Source organism: Roseococcus suduntuyensis (assembly GCF_014196305.1).
In the GTDB taxonomy this organism is placed as follows: Bacteria; Pseudomonadota; Alphaproteobacteria; order Acetobacterales; family Acetobacteraceae; genus Roseococcus; species Roseococcus suduntuyensis.
Genome location: NZ_JACIDJ010000008.1, coordinates 1 through 15,284, shown reverse-complemented (window position 1 = coordinate 15,284; position 15,284 = coordinate 1). Strand labels below are relative to the sequence as shown.

Sequence of the window (15,284 nt, the reverse complement as noted above, 5' to 3'; positions counted from 1 at the left end):
GCGGCTCAGCCGCCCGGCGTCCAGGCCTCGTAGTCGCCGCCGGTGATGCGGCGGCGGCCGCCCGAATAGTCATGGCCGGCCGGGCGCCAGGCCCCGGGGGTGCCCGTCATGTTCGGGCGGTGGGGCTTCTGCCAGGGGTGCTTGGGCCCGGAGAGCGGCGCATCGGTCGTGTGGTGCAGCCAAGCATGCCACTCGGGCGGAACCGAGGAACTGTCGAGGCCGCGCGCCAGCGACACGAGGCGGCGGGGCCGGTTGTAGACCGGCATGGGCTTGCGCGACTCGTAATAGACATTGCCGAACTCATCAGCGCCGACCTTGCGGCTGGTGAGGCGGGCGAAGAAAAGGCGGATAGCGGACATGACCGCATCATCCCACAAAACACGCCCGCCGTCCAACCGAAGTGCCGCGCGGCTTTTCCACAAGATATGGTGGGCCTGGGGTGGCCAGACCACCGCATCCGGCTTCCCTGTGGCGGCGGGGCGGGTTAGCCTGCGCCCTATGGCACGCAATGACGGCACGCTGTGGGAAGGTCTCGCGCTGCGGCGCACGCGGGCGGGGGCGGACCCAGACGCCGCCCCGCGCGCCGTGGCCCTGCCCGCCGCCTGGGAGGAGGAGGCCGCGACGGCGCTCGCCGCCCTGGCGCCCGGCCATGGCCCCGTCTCGCTGCGCCGCTTGGCCGAGGGTTGGATTTCCCGCGCCCTCAGCCGCGGCCAGAAGGCCGGCGTGGTGGCGCCCGACGAGGCCCGCGCCCTGGCCGAGGGCTGGCGCGCGCTGCTGTTGACCCGCCGCGGCGCCCCCGGTGCCGAGAGCTGGCGCGGCGAGGTGCGCGGCGAGCCCCGCTTCGTGCTGAACCTGCCCGCCTTCCTGGAGCCCGAGGGTGGCTTCGACCTGGAAGGCTACACCGAGGCCTGCGCGCTGGGCCTGCGCTTCCTGGACGCCAGCACGGGCGGCAAGCCCCTGAAGCTGCGCCTGGGCTTCGCCGACCTCGCCGGGCTGCTGGCCGGGCTGGGCCTGCCCTATGACAGCGCGAGCGCGCGGCAGGTGGCCGCCGCCATCGCGGCCATCACCCGGGGTGCGGCCGAGACCGAGAGCGGCCGCCTCGCCCAGCGCCTGGGCGCGCGGGAACCGGTGGCGCTGATCTGGCCCGAACCGCCCGCCGAGACGCCCGTGCCGGGCTTGGCCGCCGCCGCCCGCGCCGCGCTGGACGCCGCCATGGGCGCCCCCGGCCTGCGCCATGCGCGCGTGGTGGCGCTCTCGCCCGCCGATGCCGCCGAGGCGCTGCTGGGGGCCGAGACCGCCGGCATCGCCCCCGCACCGGGCGCGAGTCGCCCTGTTTCCACCCCCTCGGGTGTGGTGGACGTGCCCACCGCCGCCGCCCGCCGCGCCGCCCCGGACCAGGTGGCCCGCCTGCTGGCCCCGGTGGGCGAGGCGCCGCGCCGCCTCATGCTGGAGGCGGTGACGCCCTTCCTCAGCGCACCGGCCCCCGCCCCGGTGGCCCTGCCCGCCCCCGCCCGCCCGGCCGCCGCGCCCCGCGCGCCCCTGCGCCGGCAACTGGGCCAGACGCTGCATGTCGTCATCGGCGGGCACCGGGTGGCGCTCCGCACCTCCGAGGAGGACGGCAAGCTGCGCGAGATCGCCTTCAGCCTGGCCAAGGAGGGGGCCGCCTATCGCAGCCTGATGGACGGCTTCGCCCAGGCGGTGTCGCTCGGCCTCGCACAGGGCGTGCCGCTCGCCGCCTATGTGGACGCGTTCGCCTATACGCGCTTCGGCCCCGCCGGTGTGGTGGAGGGCGACCCGGACATTCCCCGCGCCACCTCGGTGCTGGACTGGGCCTTCCGGCGCCTCGCCATGGACTACTTGGGCGGCGCCCTGCCCCAGCCGGAGATGGAGGATGTGGCGCCCGACGCCGCCGCCCGCGCCACGGAACAGGCGCCGCTGCTGCCGCTGGACCTGCCGGCGACGCCCGTTGCCGAGCGGCGCGGGCGGCTGCGGGTCGTGGCCTGAGCCCACCAAGGAATTTGCGATGAACCCCGAAGCCCGCCTCGCCGAACTCGGCCTGACCCTGCCGCCGGCCGCGGCACCGGTCGCGAACTACATTCCCTTCACCATCTCCGGGAAGACGCTCTACGTCTCGGGCCAGGTGCCGCGGCGTGACGGGAAGCTCTGGCCCATCGGGCAGGTGGGCGCCGAAGTGAGCGTGGAGGAGGCCAAGGCGGCCGCGGAGAACTGCTTCCTCGCCATCCTCGCCCATGCGCGGGCGGCGGCGGGCGGCGACCTCAGCGGCATCAAGCGCGTGCTGCGGATCACGGGCTATGTGAACTCCGCCCCCGGCTTCGGCGACCAGCCGCAGGTCATCAACGGGGCGTCGGATTGCGCGGTGGCCGTGTTCGGCGAGGCTGGGCGCCATGCGCGCAGCGCGGTGGGCGTTTCCGCCCTGCCCGGCAATGTCGCCGTGGAGGTCGAGGCCATCCTGGAACTGGCCTGAATTGCATTACATGGGGGGAATGGATTCGCCCCTCCCCCTGACGCTCAGCCTGCACCGCGCCATCGCGGAAATCCCGGTGGCCGATTGGGATGCCTGCGCGGGGGACAACCCCTTCGTCAGCCATTCCTTCCTCTCGGCGCTGGAGGACAGTGGCAGCACGGGACAGCGCACCGGCTGGCTGCCGCAGCACCTGGCGCTGCGCGACGAGAGCGGCGCGCTGCTGGCCTGCGCCCCCTGCTATGCCAAGACCAATTCCTATGGCGAATATGTCTTCGACCATGGCTGGGCCGATGCCTATGAGCGGGCGGGCGGGCGCTATTACCCCAAGCTGCAGGTGGCGGTGCCTTTCAGCCCCGTGCCGGGGCCACGTCTGCTGCGGCGGCCGGGCGTGCCGGTCGCCGCACTCGCCGAGGGCATGCGCCAGGCCATGGGGGCGCTGAACTGTTCCTCGGTCCATGTCACCTTCTGCACGGAAGAGGAATGGCAGGCGCTGGGCGAACTGGGCTGGCTGCAACGCCTGGGCGTGCAGTTCCACTGGCACAACCAGGGCTACGAGACCTTCGAGGACTTCCTCGGGGCCCTTTCCTCACGCAAGCGCAAGGCCCTGCGGCGCGAGCGGCGGGAGGTGGCGGAGAGCGGCCTGACGCTGCGCACCCTGCGCGGCGACGAAATCACCCGCGAACACTGGCGCGCCTTCCACGGCTTCTACCGCAACACGGTGGATTCCCGCTGGGGCAGCGCCTACCTCACCCCGCAATTCTGGCCCCTGCTGGGCGACCGCCTGGGCGAGCGCGTGGTGCTGATGTGGGCCGAGCGCGATGGCGAACCCGTGGCGGGTGCCTTGAACCTGCTGGGCAATGAGGCCCTCTATGGCCGCAACTGGGGCTGCGTGGAGGAGGTGCCATTCCTCCATTTCGAGCTGTGCTATCTGCGTGCCATAGACTTCGCCATCCAGCACAAGCTGCCCCGCGTCGAGGCCGGCGCGCAGGGTGAACACAAGATCCAGCGCGGCTACCTGCCCAGCCCCACCTGGTCGGCGCATCTCATCGCCCACAAGGGCCTGTCGGACGCGGTGGGGAATTTCCTGGAGGCGGAACGCCCTGCCGTGATGGAACGCATGCGCGACCTCGCCGAACTCTCGCCATATCGCCGCGAGGGCGGCGAGGCATGAAGCCGAAATCCCCCCATTACGCGCGCATCCGCGCCGATGTGCTGGCCATCGCGATGCATGTGCCGCGCGGCGCGCTGGTGAGCTTCGCGGCGGTTGGCGCGCATCTGGACGTGATGCCGCGCCATGTGGCCTACATCATCGCCATGCTCGATGGCCCCGAACGCGACCGCCTGCCCTGGCACCGCCTGGTGCCGGTGGATGGCCGCGTGGAGAAGCCCGCCCAGCGCGCCTTGCTGGAGGCCGAGGGCTTCGCCTTCGACACGAAGGGCTACATCGAAGGTTTCCCGGCGCAGCTGGCCGATGTGGACCGGCTGAAGCACGGCGTGCCCGCCCAGGCGCGGCCCGCATGACCGGGAACGCGGCCCGCATGAGCGGGCGCGCGCCCCTGCCGTGACGCTGGCCTATAGCCAGCTTGCCCTCGCCATGGCGCTGGTCGGCGCGAATGTGGCGGTGGCGAAGCTGCTGGCCGAGGCCTTGCCCATCGCGCTCATCGCCTTCCTGCGCTGCGCGCTGGCGGTGGCCGTGCTCTGGCCGCTGGCGCGCTGGCTGGATGGCGCCGTGCGCGTGCCGGGCGCGGTGAAGCGCAACCTGTTCCTCCAGGCGGTCTTCGGCACGGCGCTCTACAATGCGGGGCTGCTGGCGGGGCTGCGGCTGACATCGGCGCTGGAGGGAGGGCTGGTGCTGGCCACCCTGCCCGCCGTTGTGGCCCTGGGCAGCTTCCTGTGGCTGCGTGAGCGGCTGTCGGCACGGCAATGGCTGGCGGCGGGGCTGGCCGGCCTGGGCATGGCCGCCATCACCTTGGCTCGGCTGGGGGGCGGCGCGGGCGCCTCCTCGGCGCTGGGCAACCTGCTGATCTTCGCCGGTGTGTGCGGCGAGGCCATCTATGTGCTGCTGGCCAAGCGCATCGCGGGGGCCGTGCCGGTCTTCACCGCCTCGCTCTGGATGCAGGGCTTCTCGGCACTGGTGCTGCTGCCGTTTGCGGTGCCGGGCTTCGGCGCGGCGGCCGCGCTGGCCGATCCCTCGCTGCTGGGGCTGCTGGTGTTCCATTCGCTGACGGCCAGCGTGCTGTGCCTGGTGCTGTGGTTCGCGGGGCTGCGGCGCGTGCCGGCGGGGGTGGCCGGCGTCTTCACGGGCTTCCTGCCGGCCACCGCGGCGGTGACGGCGGTTGTGTTCCTGGGCGAGCGTTTCGGCCTGGTCCATGCGGCGGGCTTCGCGCTGATGATGGGAAGTTTGCTGCTGGCGACCTGGCCTGGCAGGGTTCGGGGATGAGGGCTTGGTTCACCTGCACCGGCGCGGAGTTCCTGGCGCGCGACCTGGACGACATCGAGGGCCGCCTCGCCAAGGCGCAGCAGGACCGCGGCTTCCCAGGCACCGCGGAGCAGGGAGGCGCTTGGACGCAGCAACTGCGTTGCCTGCACGAGGCCTTGCAGGAAACGGGCGGCGCAGGCTTCACCCTCGCCCTCGAATACGAGTTGTTGCGCCTTGAGAAGCGCGTGGACGCCGTCATCCTGACCGACCGCGCCATCCTGGTGCTGGAGTTCAAATCCGCCCCGCCGAGCCTCGCCGCCCAGAAGGAGGCAGAGGATTACGCGCTGGACCTACGGGACTTTCACGCGGGCAGCCGCCGCCATGCCATCGTTCCAGTGCTGGTCTCGCACGGCATCACGGGCTTCGATCCACCCGTTCAGCCTTGGCTCCTGCCCACCACACCGACACAGCCCGTCGTCACCGGGGCCAATGGGCTGGGCGCGCTCCTGCGCTGGGTGCAGGCCAGCCTGCCGGAGCCTGCCGAGCCGCTGCACGGCGCCGCTTGGGTCGTCTCGCCCTATCGCCCCGTGCCCACCATCATCGAGGCGGCGACCATGCTCTACGCCCGCACGGGTGTGCGCGAGATCGCGACCGCACGCGCCGATGCGGCCAGCCTAAACCGCACCTCCGGCGCCATCCTGCGCCATGTGGAAGCGGCCCGGCGCGACGGTACGCGGGTGGCCATCTTCGTCACGGGCATTCCCGGCGCGGGCAAGACGCTGTGCGGGTTGAACGCCGTCTTTGGCACGGCAGGGGCGGGGCGGGCCGCGTTCCTCACCGGCAATGTCCCGCTGGTGGCCGTGCTGAGGGAGGCGCTGGCACGGGACGCCATTGCGCGTGGAACCGAGCGTGGCGAGGCGCATCGGCGCACGCGGGCCGCGCTTCAGAACGTGCACCGCTTCCTGGAGGATGGGGCGCTCGATCCATATCTCGCGCCGCCCGAGCATCTGATTGTCTTCGACGAGGCGCAGCGCGCATGGGATGCGGAGAAGTCCCGCCGCGGCACGCAGAACAAGCCCTCGAAGCTGACGATGAGTGAAGCGGCCCATGCGCTCGACATCATGTCTCGTCCGCCGGGCTGGGCGGCGCTGGTGGCCCTGATCGGCCAGGGGCAGGAGATCAATACTGGCGAAGCCGGCCTCGCCGAATGGGGCAGCGTGCTGGAGGCGCGCGGCGACTGGCGCGCCGTGGCCGCGCCCCTGGTGCTGGGCGCGGAGGAGGCCGCGCAATGCTTGGCCGAAGGTCCCCGCGCCTGGCTCGCCTTGGATCCGGACCTGCACCTCGATGCATCCATGCGGTCGGTGCGGGAACCGGCGGCGGCGGAATGGGTGGACGCCGTGCTGCGCGGCGACGCGGCCTGGGCGCGCGGCATCGCCAATTCCTGTGCCCTGCCCTTCTTCCTTACGCGCGACCTGGACGCCATGCGGGAGGCGCTGCGCGGCTTCGCACGCGGTCAGCGCCGCGCCGGTCTGGTTCGTGCCGCCGGCGCGCGGCGCCTGCGCGCCGAGGGCCTGGCGGCGGAAGTGACGGCGGACGAAGTGCCCAACTGGTTTCTCAACACATGGCCCGACCCGCGCGCATCCGGGGCGCTGGAGGCGGCCGCCACGGAGTATGCCTGTCAGGGGCTGGAACTGGACGTGGTAGGGCTGGCCTGGGGCGGGGATTTCATCCGCGCGGGCAGCGCATGGCGGCCGCGGCGCTTCAGTGGTGACGCTTGGGAAAATGTAGGCAAGGAGGATTCCCGCGCCTTCATTCGCAACAAGTATCGCGTGCTGCTGACCCGCGCACGCTACGAGACCGTCCTATGGGTGCCGCGCGGCTGCGCGCGCGGCGATGAGTGGCGCGACCCCACCCGCCCCGCCGCCGAGATGGACGCCATCGCGGATTTCCTCCGCGACTGCGGCGCGCGCGACCTTGTGCCCGCACCGGCCGCGACACCCGCCGAACTGCTGCTCTGAGCCTGCCTCGCCGCGCCGCGCATTTCGCGGCATGGTGCGGAGATGCGCCTCCTCATCCTGTTGCTGCTGCTTGTGGCCGGCCCCCTCCAGGCGGCCGAGCTTCGGCTCACAAGCTGGAACATCGCCTGGCTCTCGCTCCGCCCGGCCGGCGACCCCATGATCCCGGCCGAGATCAACCGCCGTGGCCCTGCCGACGTCGCCCGGCTGCAAGCCTATGCCCAACGGCTGGAGGCCGACATCGTGGCCTTGCAGGAGGTGGATGGGCCCGAGGCCGCCGCCCGCGTCTTCTCCCCGCGCGACCACGCCTTCTTCTTCCCCGACGAGGAGGACGTGCAGCGCACCGGCTTCGCCGTCCGCCGCCATTTGCGCGTGACGCAGAACCCGGACCTCGTGGCGCTGGACGTGGCGCCGCAAGCGCGCTTCTCGCACCGCCGCGGCACCGACATCACGGTGGAATGGGCAGGCGGGCGGCTGCGCCTGCTTTCCATCCATCTGGCGGCGGGCTGCCAGTCCGGCCCGCTGGAGGCCGAGCGCAGCCGGCAATGCGCGAACCTCGCCACGCAATCGAGCGTTCTGGCCGGCTGGGTCGCGGCGCGGGAGCGCGAGGGCATCCCCTACGCCATCCTGGGCGATTTCAACCGCCGCATGGACCATCCGCGCGACGAGATGAGTGCCACCCTGGAACAGGCCGGGCGCCTGCTGCGCGCCAATGAAGGCACCTCGGACCCCTGCTGGGCGGGGCCGCGGGGCGGGCGTCCCTTCATCAGCCATATCCTGCTCGGCGGGCCGGCGCGGGGTTGGATGGTGCCGGGCAGCCTGCGGGTCATGGTCTATGCCGAGCGCGACCGCGCGATGCGCGACCTGATCTCGGACCATTGCCCGCTCAGCATCCGGCTGCGCGCACGGTGAGGGCCTTCCTGCGCATCACGCTGCCGCTCGCGGCCGTGAACTTCCTGAACCAGGCGAGCCGCGCGGTGCTGGCGCTGATCGGGCCGTTGCTGGCGCTGGAATTCGCGCTTTCGGCCAGCGACCTTGGGCTGCTGGCGGCGGTGCTCTTCGTGGCCTATGCGGCGACACAGCTTCCCGTGGGGGTGGCGCTGGACCGCTACGGGCCGCGCCGGGTGCAGGCGGTGCTGACGTTGATGGCGGCCCTGGGCTTCTTCCTCTGCGCCTTCGCCACGGGGCCCATCATGCTGGGGGCGGGGCGCTTCATCACGGGCATCGGCATCGCGGCCGGGCTGATGGCCATGCTCAAGGCCAACACGCAATGGTTTCCTCGCCATAGGGTCGCCGCCATGACGGGGGCTGGCGTCTTCGTGGGCGCGCTGGGGGGCATGGCGGCCACGCTGCCCATGGCGACGATCCTGCCCTTCGTGGGCTGGCGGGGCGGCTTCCTGATCCTGGGCGTGCTGGCGCTGGTGGTGGCCGCCTGGATCTGGTTCTCCCTGACCGATGCGCCCCCTGGCGCCGCGCGCCCAGCCCGCCGCGACCTGGCGGCCGAGATCGCGGCCTATGGGCCCATCTTCACCCACCCGACCTTCCTGCGCTTCGTCCCCGCCATCATCGTGCTGTCGGCCATGAACTTCGTCTATTCGGGGCTATGGGCCGGGCCCTGGCTGCGCGACGTGGGCGGGCTGGACGACGGGCCACGCGCCACCATCCTGCTGGTCTATGCCGCGGGCATGGCGGTGGGCTCCATCCTGATGGGGCAGCTTTCCTCGGCCCTGCAGGCGCGCGGCGCGCCGGCCATGCTGGTGCCGATGCTGGCGGTCTGTGCGCAATTCGCCATCCAGCTCGTCTTCATCCTGAACCCGCCGGCGGGGCTGCTCACCATGGGAATGGTCTGGTTCGCCTTCTCGCTGTTCGGTGCGGCAGGGCCGGTGGGCTATGCGGCCGTGGGCCAGGGCTTCGGGGCAGAACTGGCGGGGCGTGTCGCCACCGCCATCAACTTCGCCATGCTCGTGCTGGTCTTCATCCTGCAATACGTGATCGGCGCCATCATCGACCTCTGGCCGCGCACCGAGACGGGTGGCTGGGCCACGGCGGGCTATGGCTGGGCCATGGGGCTGACGGCTACCCTGCAGGCGGCGGCGCTGCTTTGGGCTTGGCGCGGCGGGCGCGTGCTGCGACCATCCCCCCCATGAAGCGCAAGACACCCGCCGCGCTGGCGCGCTACCGCATCACCTCGGGCAAGGGGTTCCGCCTCGCGGACCACGAGCCGGACGACGCGGGCAGCCTCGGCCTCACCAAGGCCGACGCGCCGGACCTGCTCGCCAAGGGGATCGAGCGCCTGTCCGAACTGCAGGACATGCTCTACGCGCAGAACCGCTGGTCGGTGCTGTGCCTCTTCCAGGCCATGGACGCGGCGGGCAAGGACGGCACCATCAAGCATGTCTTCTCGGGCGTGAACCCACAGGGCTGCCACGTCACCAGCTTCAAGGCGCCCACCACCACGGAGCTGGAGCAGGACTACCTGCGCCGCCACATCGAAGCCCTGCCGTCGCGCGGGCAGATCGGCATTCACAACCGCTCCTGGTATGAGGAGGTGCTGGTGGTGCGCGTCCACCCCTCCATCCTGGCCAAGCAGCAACTCCCTCCCGCCTGCGTGACGAAGAATATCTGGCAGGAGCGGCTGGAGGACATCGCGGCCACCGAACGCTACCTCACGCGGCAGGGAACGGTGGTGCTGAAGTTCTTCCTCAACGTCTCGCGCGAGGAGCAGAAGAACCGCTTCCTCTCCCGCCTGGACGAACCGGAGAAGCACTGGAAATTCCGCGCCGCCGATGTCAGCGAGCGCCGCCACTGGGACGACTACATGGCCGCCTATGAGGAGGCCATCCGCGCCACCGCGACACCCGAGGCGCCCTGGTTCATCGTGCCTGCCGACCGCAAGTGGCTCACCCGCCTCGTCGTTGTGGGCGCCATCATCGAGGCGCTGGAGAAGCTCGGCCTGCACTACCCCCATGTGAACGAGGCCGACCGCGCAGCCTTCGCCGAGGCCCGCGCCGCCCTGTCATGACGCTTTATTTTGGCTATGGCTCCAACCTGGACGCCGAGGATTGGAACGCCTGGTGCGCGCGGCGCGGCCTCGGCGCGGCACGGCTGATGGCGCAATCCACCGGCCTGCTGCTGGACCATGAACTCGTCTTCGACTGCTTCTCCCGCACGCGCCAGGGCGGGGTGCTGAACCTGCGCGCCCGGCCAGGCCAGGCGGTCGAAGGCGTGGTCTTCCGCGCCGATGCGGCGGCGCTGGCCGCGCTGGACGCCAAGGAGGGCGCGCCCTTCGCCTACCAGCGCGCGCCGCGCCACATCGTGCTGCCCGATGGCACCGTGGTGGAGGCCATGACCTATGTGACGCGCAGCGAGGGCTTCCGCGCGCCGCACCCGGACTATCTCGGCATCGTCCGACGCGGACAGGCGGCGCATGGCATCGCGCATGGCATGCTGGACGCGGCGGCGCGGGATGCGCCCGCGCCGCTCACCATCGCGCATCTCTTCGTCTACGGCACGCTGATGGCGGGCGAGGCCAATGCCCACCATCTGGACGGCCTGCCGCGCACGGTCGGGCGCGTGGCGGGTGTGCTGCATGATTGCGGCCCCTACCCCGCCCTGGCGCTCGGCGAGGATGAGGTGGCGGGCGAGGTGCTGGAACTGCCGCTGGCACGGCTCGCCGCCATGGATGCGCTGGAGGGCAGCCCGCCCGGCGGTGCCCCCGGCGGGCTGTATCGGCGCACGGTGCTGCCCGTGCGGGTCGCGGACGGCATTGTCCGCGCCCATGCCTATGTGATGGACGAGGCCGCGCAACACCCGCGCATCCCGCAGGGCGACTGGCGGGCGAAAGCCACCCGCCACGCGGACTGGGCGGCCTATGCCGCCCGCACGCCCCCGGCCGAGCGCTGACGCGCCGCCGTCTTACTGCTTCGGCACCCCCGCCTCGCGCAGGATGGCCGAGTAGCGCGCCACCATCTCCGTCATCAGCGTCTTCACCTGGTCGGGCGTCTCGAAGCCGGCGCGGGGCGTGACGCCGGCCATCTCGGTCAGGCGGGCCCCGTTCTGGCGGATGGCGGCCTGGAAGGCGGCGGCCAGGGCCGACACGATCTCGGGCGGCGTGGCCGCGGGGGCGACGATGGGGAAGAACTCCTCATGGACCAGCCCCGTCATGCCGGCCTCGGTCGCGCTGGGCACGTCGGGCAGGGCCGGCGTGCGGCTCTCGGCCAGGACGCAGAGCGCGCGCAGGCCACCGCCGCGGATCTGGCCGATGGAGGAGGCCATGGTGGGCGTGCCCACCTGCGCCTCGCCCGCCACCAGCGCCACCACGCTCGGCCCGCCGCCACGGTAGTGCACCACCTCGGCCTGGAGACGCTGGGTGGAGCGCAGCAGCTCCGCCGCCAGGTGCACGCCGCTGCCCAGGCCCGCGGTCGCGATGTTGTACTGGCCGGGGTTGGTGCGCAGGCGCTCCACCATCTCGCGCGCGTTCTGGGCGGGGAAGCGGGGGTTCACCACCAGCGCATGCGGCGAGAAACCTGCCACGGCGAGGCCCACGAAATCATTCACGGGGTCATAGGGCATGCGCTCGACGATGGCGGGCACCGTCGCATGGGCGCTGTTGATGAGCAGCGTGTAGCCATCGGGCGCGGCGCGCGCGACATGCTCGCTGCCGATCACGCTGCCCGCACCCGCGCGGGATTCGATGACGATGGGCTGGCCCAGGGTCTGCGAGGCGGGCTCCGCGATCAGCCGGCTGACGATGTCATTCGAACCGCCCGGCGCGAAGGGGACCACGAGGCGGATGGGGCGCGAGGGGCGCCAGGCCTGGGCAAGGGCGCCCGCGGGCAGCACCGCCGGCGCGGCGAGCACGCCGAGGCTGAGGGCTTGGCGACGATTGAGCATGTCCATTTCTCCCTGCATTGGGGCCGACGAAAACATCGGCCCGCCTATTTTGTCTGGAAGGATGGACGGGAAAACGCGGCTTGCCAACCGGTAAGCTCAGGCGGCGCATCGGGGCGACTGGATTCGAACCAGCGACCTTCTGCTCCCAAAGCAGACGCACTACCAGGCTGTGCTACGCCCCGCCGCAACCGCTTGTAGGCGCAGCGCGCGGGGCACTCAAGGCTGGGGTCTGATCGCGCTTGGCGGAGACGCCTGCGGCGTCAGGGCAGCACCTTGCCTGGGTTCATCAGCCCCTCGGGGTCCAGCACGTTCTTGATGGCGCGCATGAGGTCGAGTGCCACGGGCGATTTCAGCGCGGCCATGGCGCCGCGCTTGGACTGGCCGATGCCATGCTCGGCAGAGAAGCTGCCGCCCAGTTCCACCGCGATCTCGCCCACGCGGTCCTCGAAATCGGGCGCGCGCGCGTGCCATTCCGCATGGGTCATGCCTGCGGGCGCCTGGAGCGAGAGATGGATGTTGCCATCGCCCATGTGCCCCAGCGCCACCATCCGCCCCTCCGGCCAGTTGGCCGCGATCAGCGCGGCACTCCGGTCCAGGAAGTCCGGGATGCGCGAGACGGGCACGGAGGTGTCGGTGGGCAGGCCCGGCCCCTCCATGCGCGAACAGGTGGGGAAGGTCTCGCGGATGTTCCACAGGTTCTGGCGCTGCGCCTCGCTCTCGCACAGCACCACGTCCTCGGCCTCGCCGGCCTCAAGCCCCGCCATCAAGGCGCCTTCCAGGGCCTCACGCACGGGGATGGCGGCATGGGTGCTGGCGGCCTCGATGAGGCAATACCAGTCGGTGGACAGATCCATGGGCTGGCGGATGTTGGTGCCGTGCTTCAGCGTGATGTCGATGCAGACCTTGCGGATCAGCTCGAAGGCCACGAGGTCCGCGCCGCTCTCCTGGCAGCGGGCCAGCAGGCGCAGCGCCTCGTGCGGGCTGCGCACGGCGACCAGCGCCGTCTCGCGCGTCACCAGCCGCGGGAAGAGCTTGAGCGAGGCCGCGGTGATGACGCCCAACGTGCCCTCGGCGCCGATGAAGAGGTGCCGCAGCGCATAGCCGGAATTGTCCTTCCGCACGCGCCGCAGGTCATCCAGCACGCGGCCATCGGCCAGCACCACCTCCAGCCCCAGCACGAGATCGCGCGCATTGCCGTAGCGCAGGGTGCGGATGCCGCCGGCATTGGTGGAGAGCGCGCCGCCGATCATGGCGGAACCCTGGGCGCCGAAGTGCAAGGGAAAGAAGCGGCCGGCCTCGGTCGCCGCGTTCTGCACGGCCTCGACGGTGCAGCCGGCCTCGGCCACCAGGGAATTGTCCAGCGCGTCCACGTCGCGCAGGCGGTTCATGCGCTCCAGGCTCAGCACCACGCTGGGCGGGCCATCCGCGCCCGGCACCACGGCGCCGCAGAGCGAGGTGCGCCCGCCCGCCGGCACCACCGCCAGGCCCTGTGCGGCGCAGAGGCGCAGCGCCTCGCCCACCTGCGCCGTGTCGGCGGGGCGCAGCACGGCCACGGGCCGGCCGTGATAGACGCCGCGCCAATCCACGGCATAGGGGGCGATGTCCTCCTCGGCGCGCAGGCAGGCGGCGGGGCCGAGGGTGGCGCTGAGCATGTCGAGCGGGGGCATGGGGCATTTCCTTCCGGCCCGCATGGCAATCCCGGGCGGGCGGCGCGTCAAGCGCCACAGATGGCGATTGACCTGTTCATCCCACGGCGCAAGCATGCCGCGAACGGGGGAAACAACCATGGACGAGACGGATGTGGTGGTCATCGGCTCCGGCTCAGCCGGCAGCGCGGTGGCGGGACGGCTTTCGGAAATTCCCGGGCTGCGCGTGACGGTGCTGGAGGCCGGCAGCCGCGACACCAACCCCTGGCTGCATGTGCCGGTGGGCTATGCCAAGACGATGTACCACCCCACCCTCTCGTGGAACTACCAGACGGAGCCTGAGCCCGAGCTGGGCGGCCGTTCCATCCCCTGGCCGCGCGGGCGGGTGCTGGGGGGAAGCTCCGCCATCAACGGGCTGATCTACATCCGCGGCCAGGCGGAGGATTACGACCATTGGCGGCAATTGGGCTGCACCGGCTGGTCCTTCGAGGATTGCCTGCCCTGGTTCCGCCGCGCCCAGCGGCAGGAGCGTGGCGCCTCCGACCTGCACGGCGCCGATGGCCCACTCTCCACCACCGACCTGCGCGACAAGGGGGCACTCTCCCAGGCCTTCATCAATGCGGCGCTGGAACTGGGCTTCCCTGCCAATGACGACTTCAACGGCCGCGTGCAGGAAGGGGCCGGCTGGTACCAGGTGACGGTGCGCGATGGCTTCCGCTGCTCGGCCGCCACGGCCTACCTGAAGCCCGCCATGAAGGCCGGACGCGTGCGCCTCATCACCGACGCGCATGTCACGCGCATCCTGGTCGAGGGCGGGCGCGCGGTCGGCGTTGCCTATCGCGTGGGCAACGAGGAACGGCAAATCCGCGCGACGCGTGAGGTGGTGCTGTCCGGCGGCGCCATCAACTCGCCGCAGATCATGATGCTCTCGGGCTTCGGGCCCGCCGCGCACCTGGCGGAGATGGGCATTGCCGTGCAGCGCGACATGCCCGAACTCGGCCGCAACCTGCAGGACCACTATCAGGCGCGGCTGATGTACCGCGCGAGCCAGCGCGTCTCGATGAATGAACGCGTGAATTCCTGGATCGGGATGGCCACCATGGGCGTGCAGTACGCGCTGACCCGGCGCGGCCCGCTGACCTTCGCGGCCGGCACGGCGGGGCTCTTCGCCCGCGTGCTGCCGCAAAGTGCCACGCCCGACGTGCAGTTCCACTTCATCCCCTGGAGCGCCGACACGGTGAAGGAGGGCCTGCACAAGTGGCCCGGCTTCACCATCAGCGTCTGCCAGCTGCGGCCCGAGAGCCGGGGCGAGGTGACGCTGGCCTCGCCCGACCCCATGGCCAAGCCGCGCATGGTGGCGCGCTATCTCAGCACCGAGACCGACCGGCAATGCATGGTGGAAGGTGCCAAGCTCGCGCGGCGGCTCGCGCGCAGCAAGGCGCTCGGCGCGTTCATCGAGGCCGAATACGCGCCGGGCGCCGCCGCGCCCGACACGGACGAGGCCATGCTCGACTTCGTGCGCCGCACGGGTGGCACCATCTACCACCCCACCAGCACCTGCCGCATGGGCAGCGACGAGGGCGCCATCGTGGACACGGAGCTGCGCGTGCGTGGCGTGGAGCGGCTGCGGATCGCCGATGCCTCGATCATGCCCACCGTGGTCAGCGGCAACACCAATGCCGGCTGCATCATGATCGGCGAGCGCTGCGCGGATTTCATCCGCCGCGCGGCTTAGAGCAGCGTCCCATCTGACAGAACCGCATGCGGTTCTGTCAGATGGGACTAAGCTGCTCTAGAATATATGCTTTCTAGAGCAAGAAATCCGG

General features: G+C 71.4%; 14 protein-coding genes and 1 tRNA gene. 11 read left to right on the top strand and 4 right to left on the bottom strand.

Annotation, left to right across the window (positions count from 1 at the left end; all coding sequences use genetic code 11):
* Nucleotides 1-5: 5 nt before the first annotated feature.
* Nucleotides 6-359 (bottom strand): NADH-ubiquinone oxidoreductase subunit NDUFA12 family protein, encoded by a 354-nt coding sequence (locus tag GGQ83_RS17615; RefSeq protein ID WP_184386304.1) that lies wholly within the window; start codon nt 357-359, stop codon nt 6-8.
* Nucleotides 360-498: 139 nt separating this feature from the next.
* Between GGQ83_RS17615 and GGQ83_RS17610 the strand changes: the two genes are divergently transcribed.
* From GGQ83_RS17610 to GGQ83_RS17565, 10 genes are read left to right on the top strand one after another with little or no spacing between them, the layout of a single operon-like run.
* Nucleotides 499-2,004 carry a TSCPD domain-containing protein gene (locus GGQ83_RS17610; protein WP_184386303.1) on the top strand — a complete coding sequence of 502 codons (1,506 nt, stop codon included), beginning with the start codon at nt 499-501 and terminating at the stop codon, nt 2,002-2,004.
* A 19-nt stretch (nt 2,005-2,023) separates the two neighbouring features.
* Nucleotides 2,024-2,485, top strand: a complete 462-nt coding sequence (locus GGQ83_RS17605; RefSeq protein WP_184386302.1) for a RidA family protein — start codon at nt 2,024-2,026, stop codon at nt 2,483-2,485.
* 19 nt (nt 2,486-2,504) lie between these two features.
* A complete protein-coding gene (locus GGQ83_RS17600) occupies nt 2,505-3,656 on the top strand; it encodes a GNAT family N-acetyltransferase (RefSeq protein WP_184386301.1) in 1,152 nt (383 codons plus the stop codon).
* Nucleotides 3,653-4,006: an MGMT family protein gene (locus tag GGQ83_RS17595; protein WP_184386300.1), complete on the top strand. Its 354-nt coding sequence runs from the start codon at nt 3,653-3,655 to the stop codon at nt 4,004-4,006. The genes GGQ83_RS17600 and GGQ83_RS17595 overlap by 4 nt, the downstream gene beginning before the upstream one ends.
* A 40-nt stretch (nt 4,007-4,046) precedes the next feature.
* Complete coding sequence (locus GGQ83_RS17590; RefSeq protein WP_311728609.1) at nt 4,047-4,925, top strand: DMT family transporter; 879 nt, start codon at nt 4,047-4,049, stop codon at nt 4,923-4,925.
* Nucleotides 4,922-6,922 (top strand): DNA/RNA helicase domain-containing protein, encoded by a 2,001-nt coding sequence (locus GGQ83_RS17585; RefSeq protein ID WP_184386299.1) that lies wholly within the window; start codon nt 4,922-4,924, stop codon nt 6,920-6,922. The genes GGQ83_RS17590 and GGQ83_RS17585 overlap by 4 nt, the downstream gene beginning before the upstream one ends.
* A 42-nt stretch (nt 6,923-6,964) precedes the next feature.
* Nucleotides 6,965-7,831, top strand: coding sequence for an endonuclease/exonuclease/phosphatase family protein (locus GGQ83_RS17580; protein ID WP_184386298.1), 867 nt, complete (start codon nt 6,965-6,967; stop codon nt 7,829-7,831).
* The gene (locus tag GGQ83_RS17575; RefSeq protein WP_184386297.1) at nt 7,828-9,066 is read left to right on the top strand and encodes an MFS transporter; all 1,239 of its coding nucleotides are present in this window, start codon (nt 7,828-7,830) and stop codon (nt 9,064-9,066) included. Before GGQ83_RS17580 ends, GGQ83_RS17575 begins: the two co-directional genes overlap by 4 nt.
* On the top strand, nt 9,063-9,941 hold the full coding sequence (locus GGQ83_RS17570) for a polyphosphate kinase 2 family protein (RefSeq protein ID WP_184386296.1): 879 nt from the start codon (nt 9,063-9,065) through the stop codon (nt 9,939-9,941). The genes GGQ83_RS17575 and GGQ83_RS17570 overlap by 4 nt, the downstream gene beginning before the upstream one ends.
* Complete coding sequence (locus GGQ83_RS17565; RefSeq protein WP_184386295.1) at nt 9,938-10,822, top strand: gamma-glutamylcyclotransferase; 885 nt, start codon at nt 9,938-9,940, stop codon at nt 10,820-10,822. The genes GGQ83_RS17570 and GGQ83_RS17565 overlap by 4 nt, the downstream gene beginning before the upstream one ends.
* A 12-nt stretch (nt 10,823-10,834) precedes the next feature.
* Here GGQ83_RS17565 and GGQ83_RS17560 read toward each other — a convergent pair whose 3' ends face one another.
* The 3 genes from GGQ83_RS17560 to GGQ83_RS17550 all read right to left on the bottom strand — a co-directional run bounded on the left by GGQ83_RS17560 (nt 10,835) and on the right by GGQ83_RS17550 (nt 13,479).
* Nucleotides 10,835-11,812 (bottom strand): Bug family tripartite tricarboxylate transporter substrate binding protein, encoded by a 978-nt coding sequence (locus GGQ83_RS17560; RefSeq protein WP_184386294.1) that lies wholly within the window; start codon nt 11,810-11,812, stop codon nt 10,835-10,837.
* Nucleotides 11,813-11,920: 108 nt separating this feature from the next.
* Nucleotides 11,921-11,994 (bottom strand) — tRNA-Pro (locus tag GGQ83_RS17555).
* A gap of 78 nt (nt 11,995-12,072) precedes the next feature.
* Complete coding sequence (locus tag GGQ83_RS17550; RefSeq protein ID WP_184386293.1) at nt 12,073-13,479, bottom strand: FAD-binding oxidoreductase; 1,407 nt, start codon at nt 13,477-13,479, stop codon at nt 12,073-12,075.
* 118 nt (nt 13,480-13,597) lie between these two features.
* Here GGQ83_RS17550 and GGQ83_RS17545 point away from each other — a divergent pair, with 118 nt between their 5' ends.
* Entirely contained in the window at nt 13,598-15,193 is a 1,596-nt protein-coding gene (locus GGQ83_RS17545) for a GMC family oxidoreductase (protein ID WP_184386292.1), read from the top strand.
* The last annotated feature ends 91 nt before the right edge of the window (nt 15,194-15,284 follow it).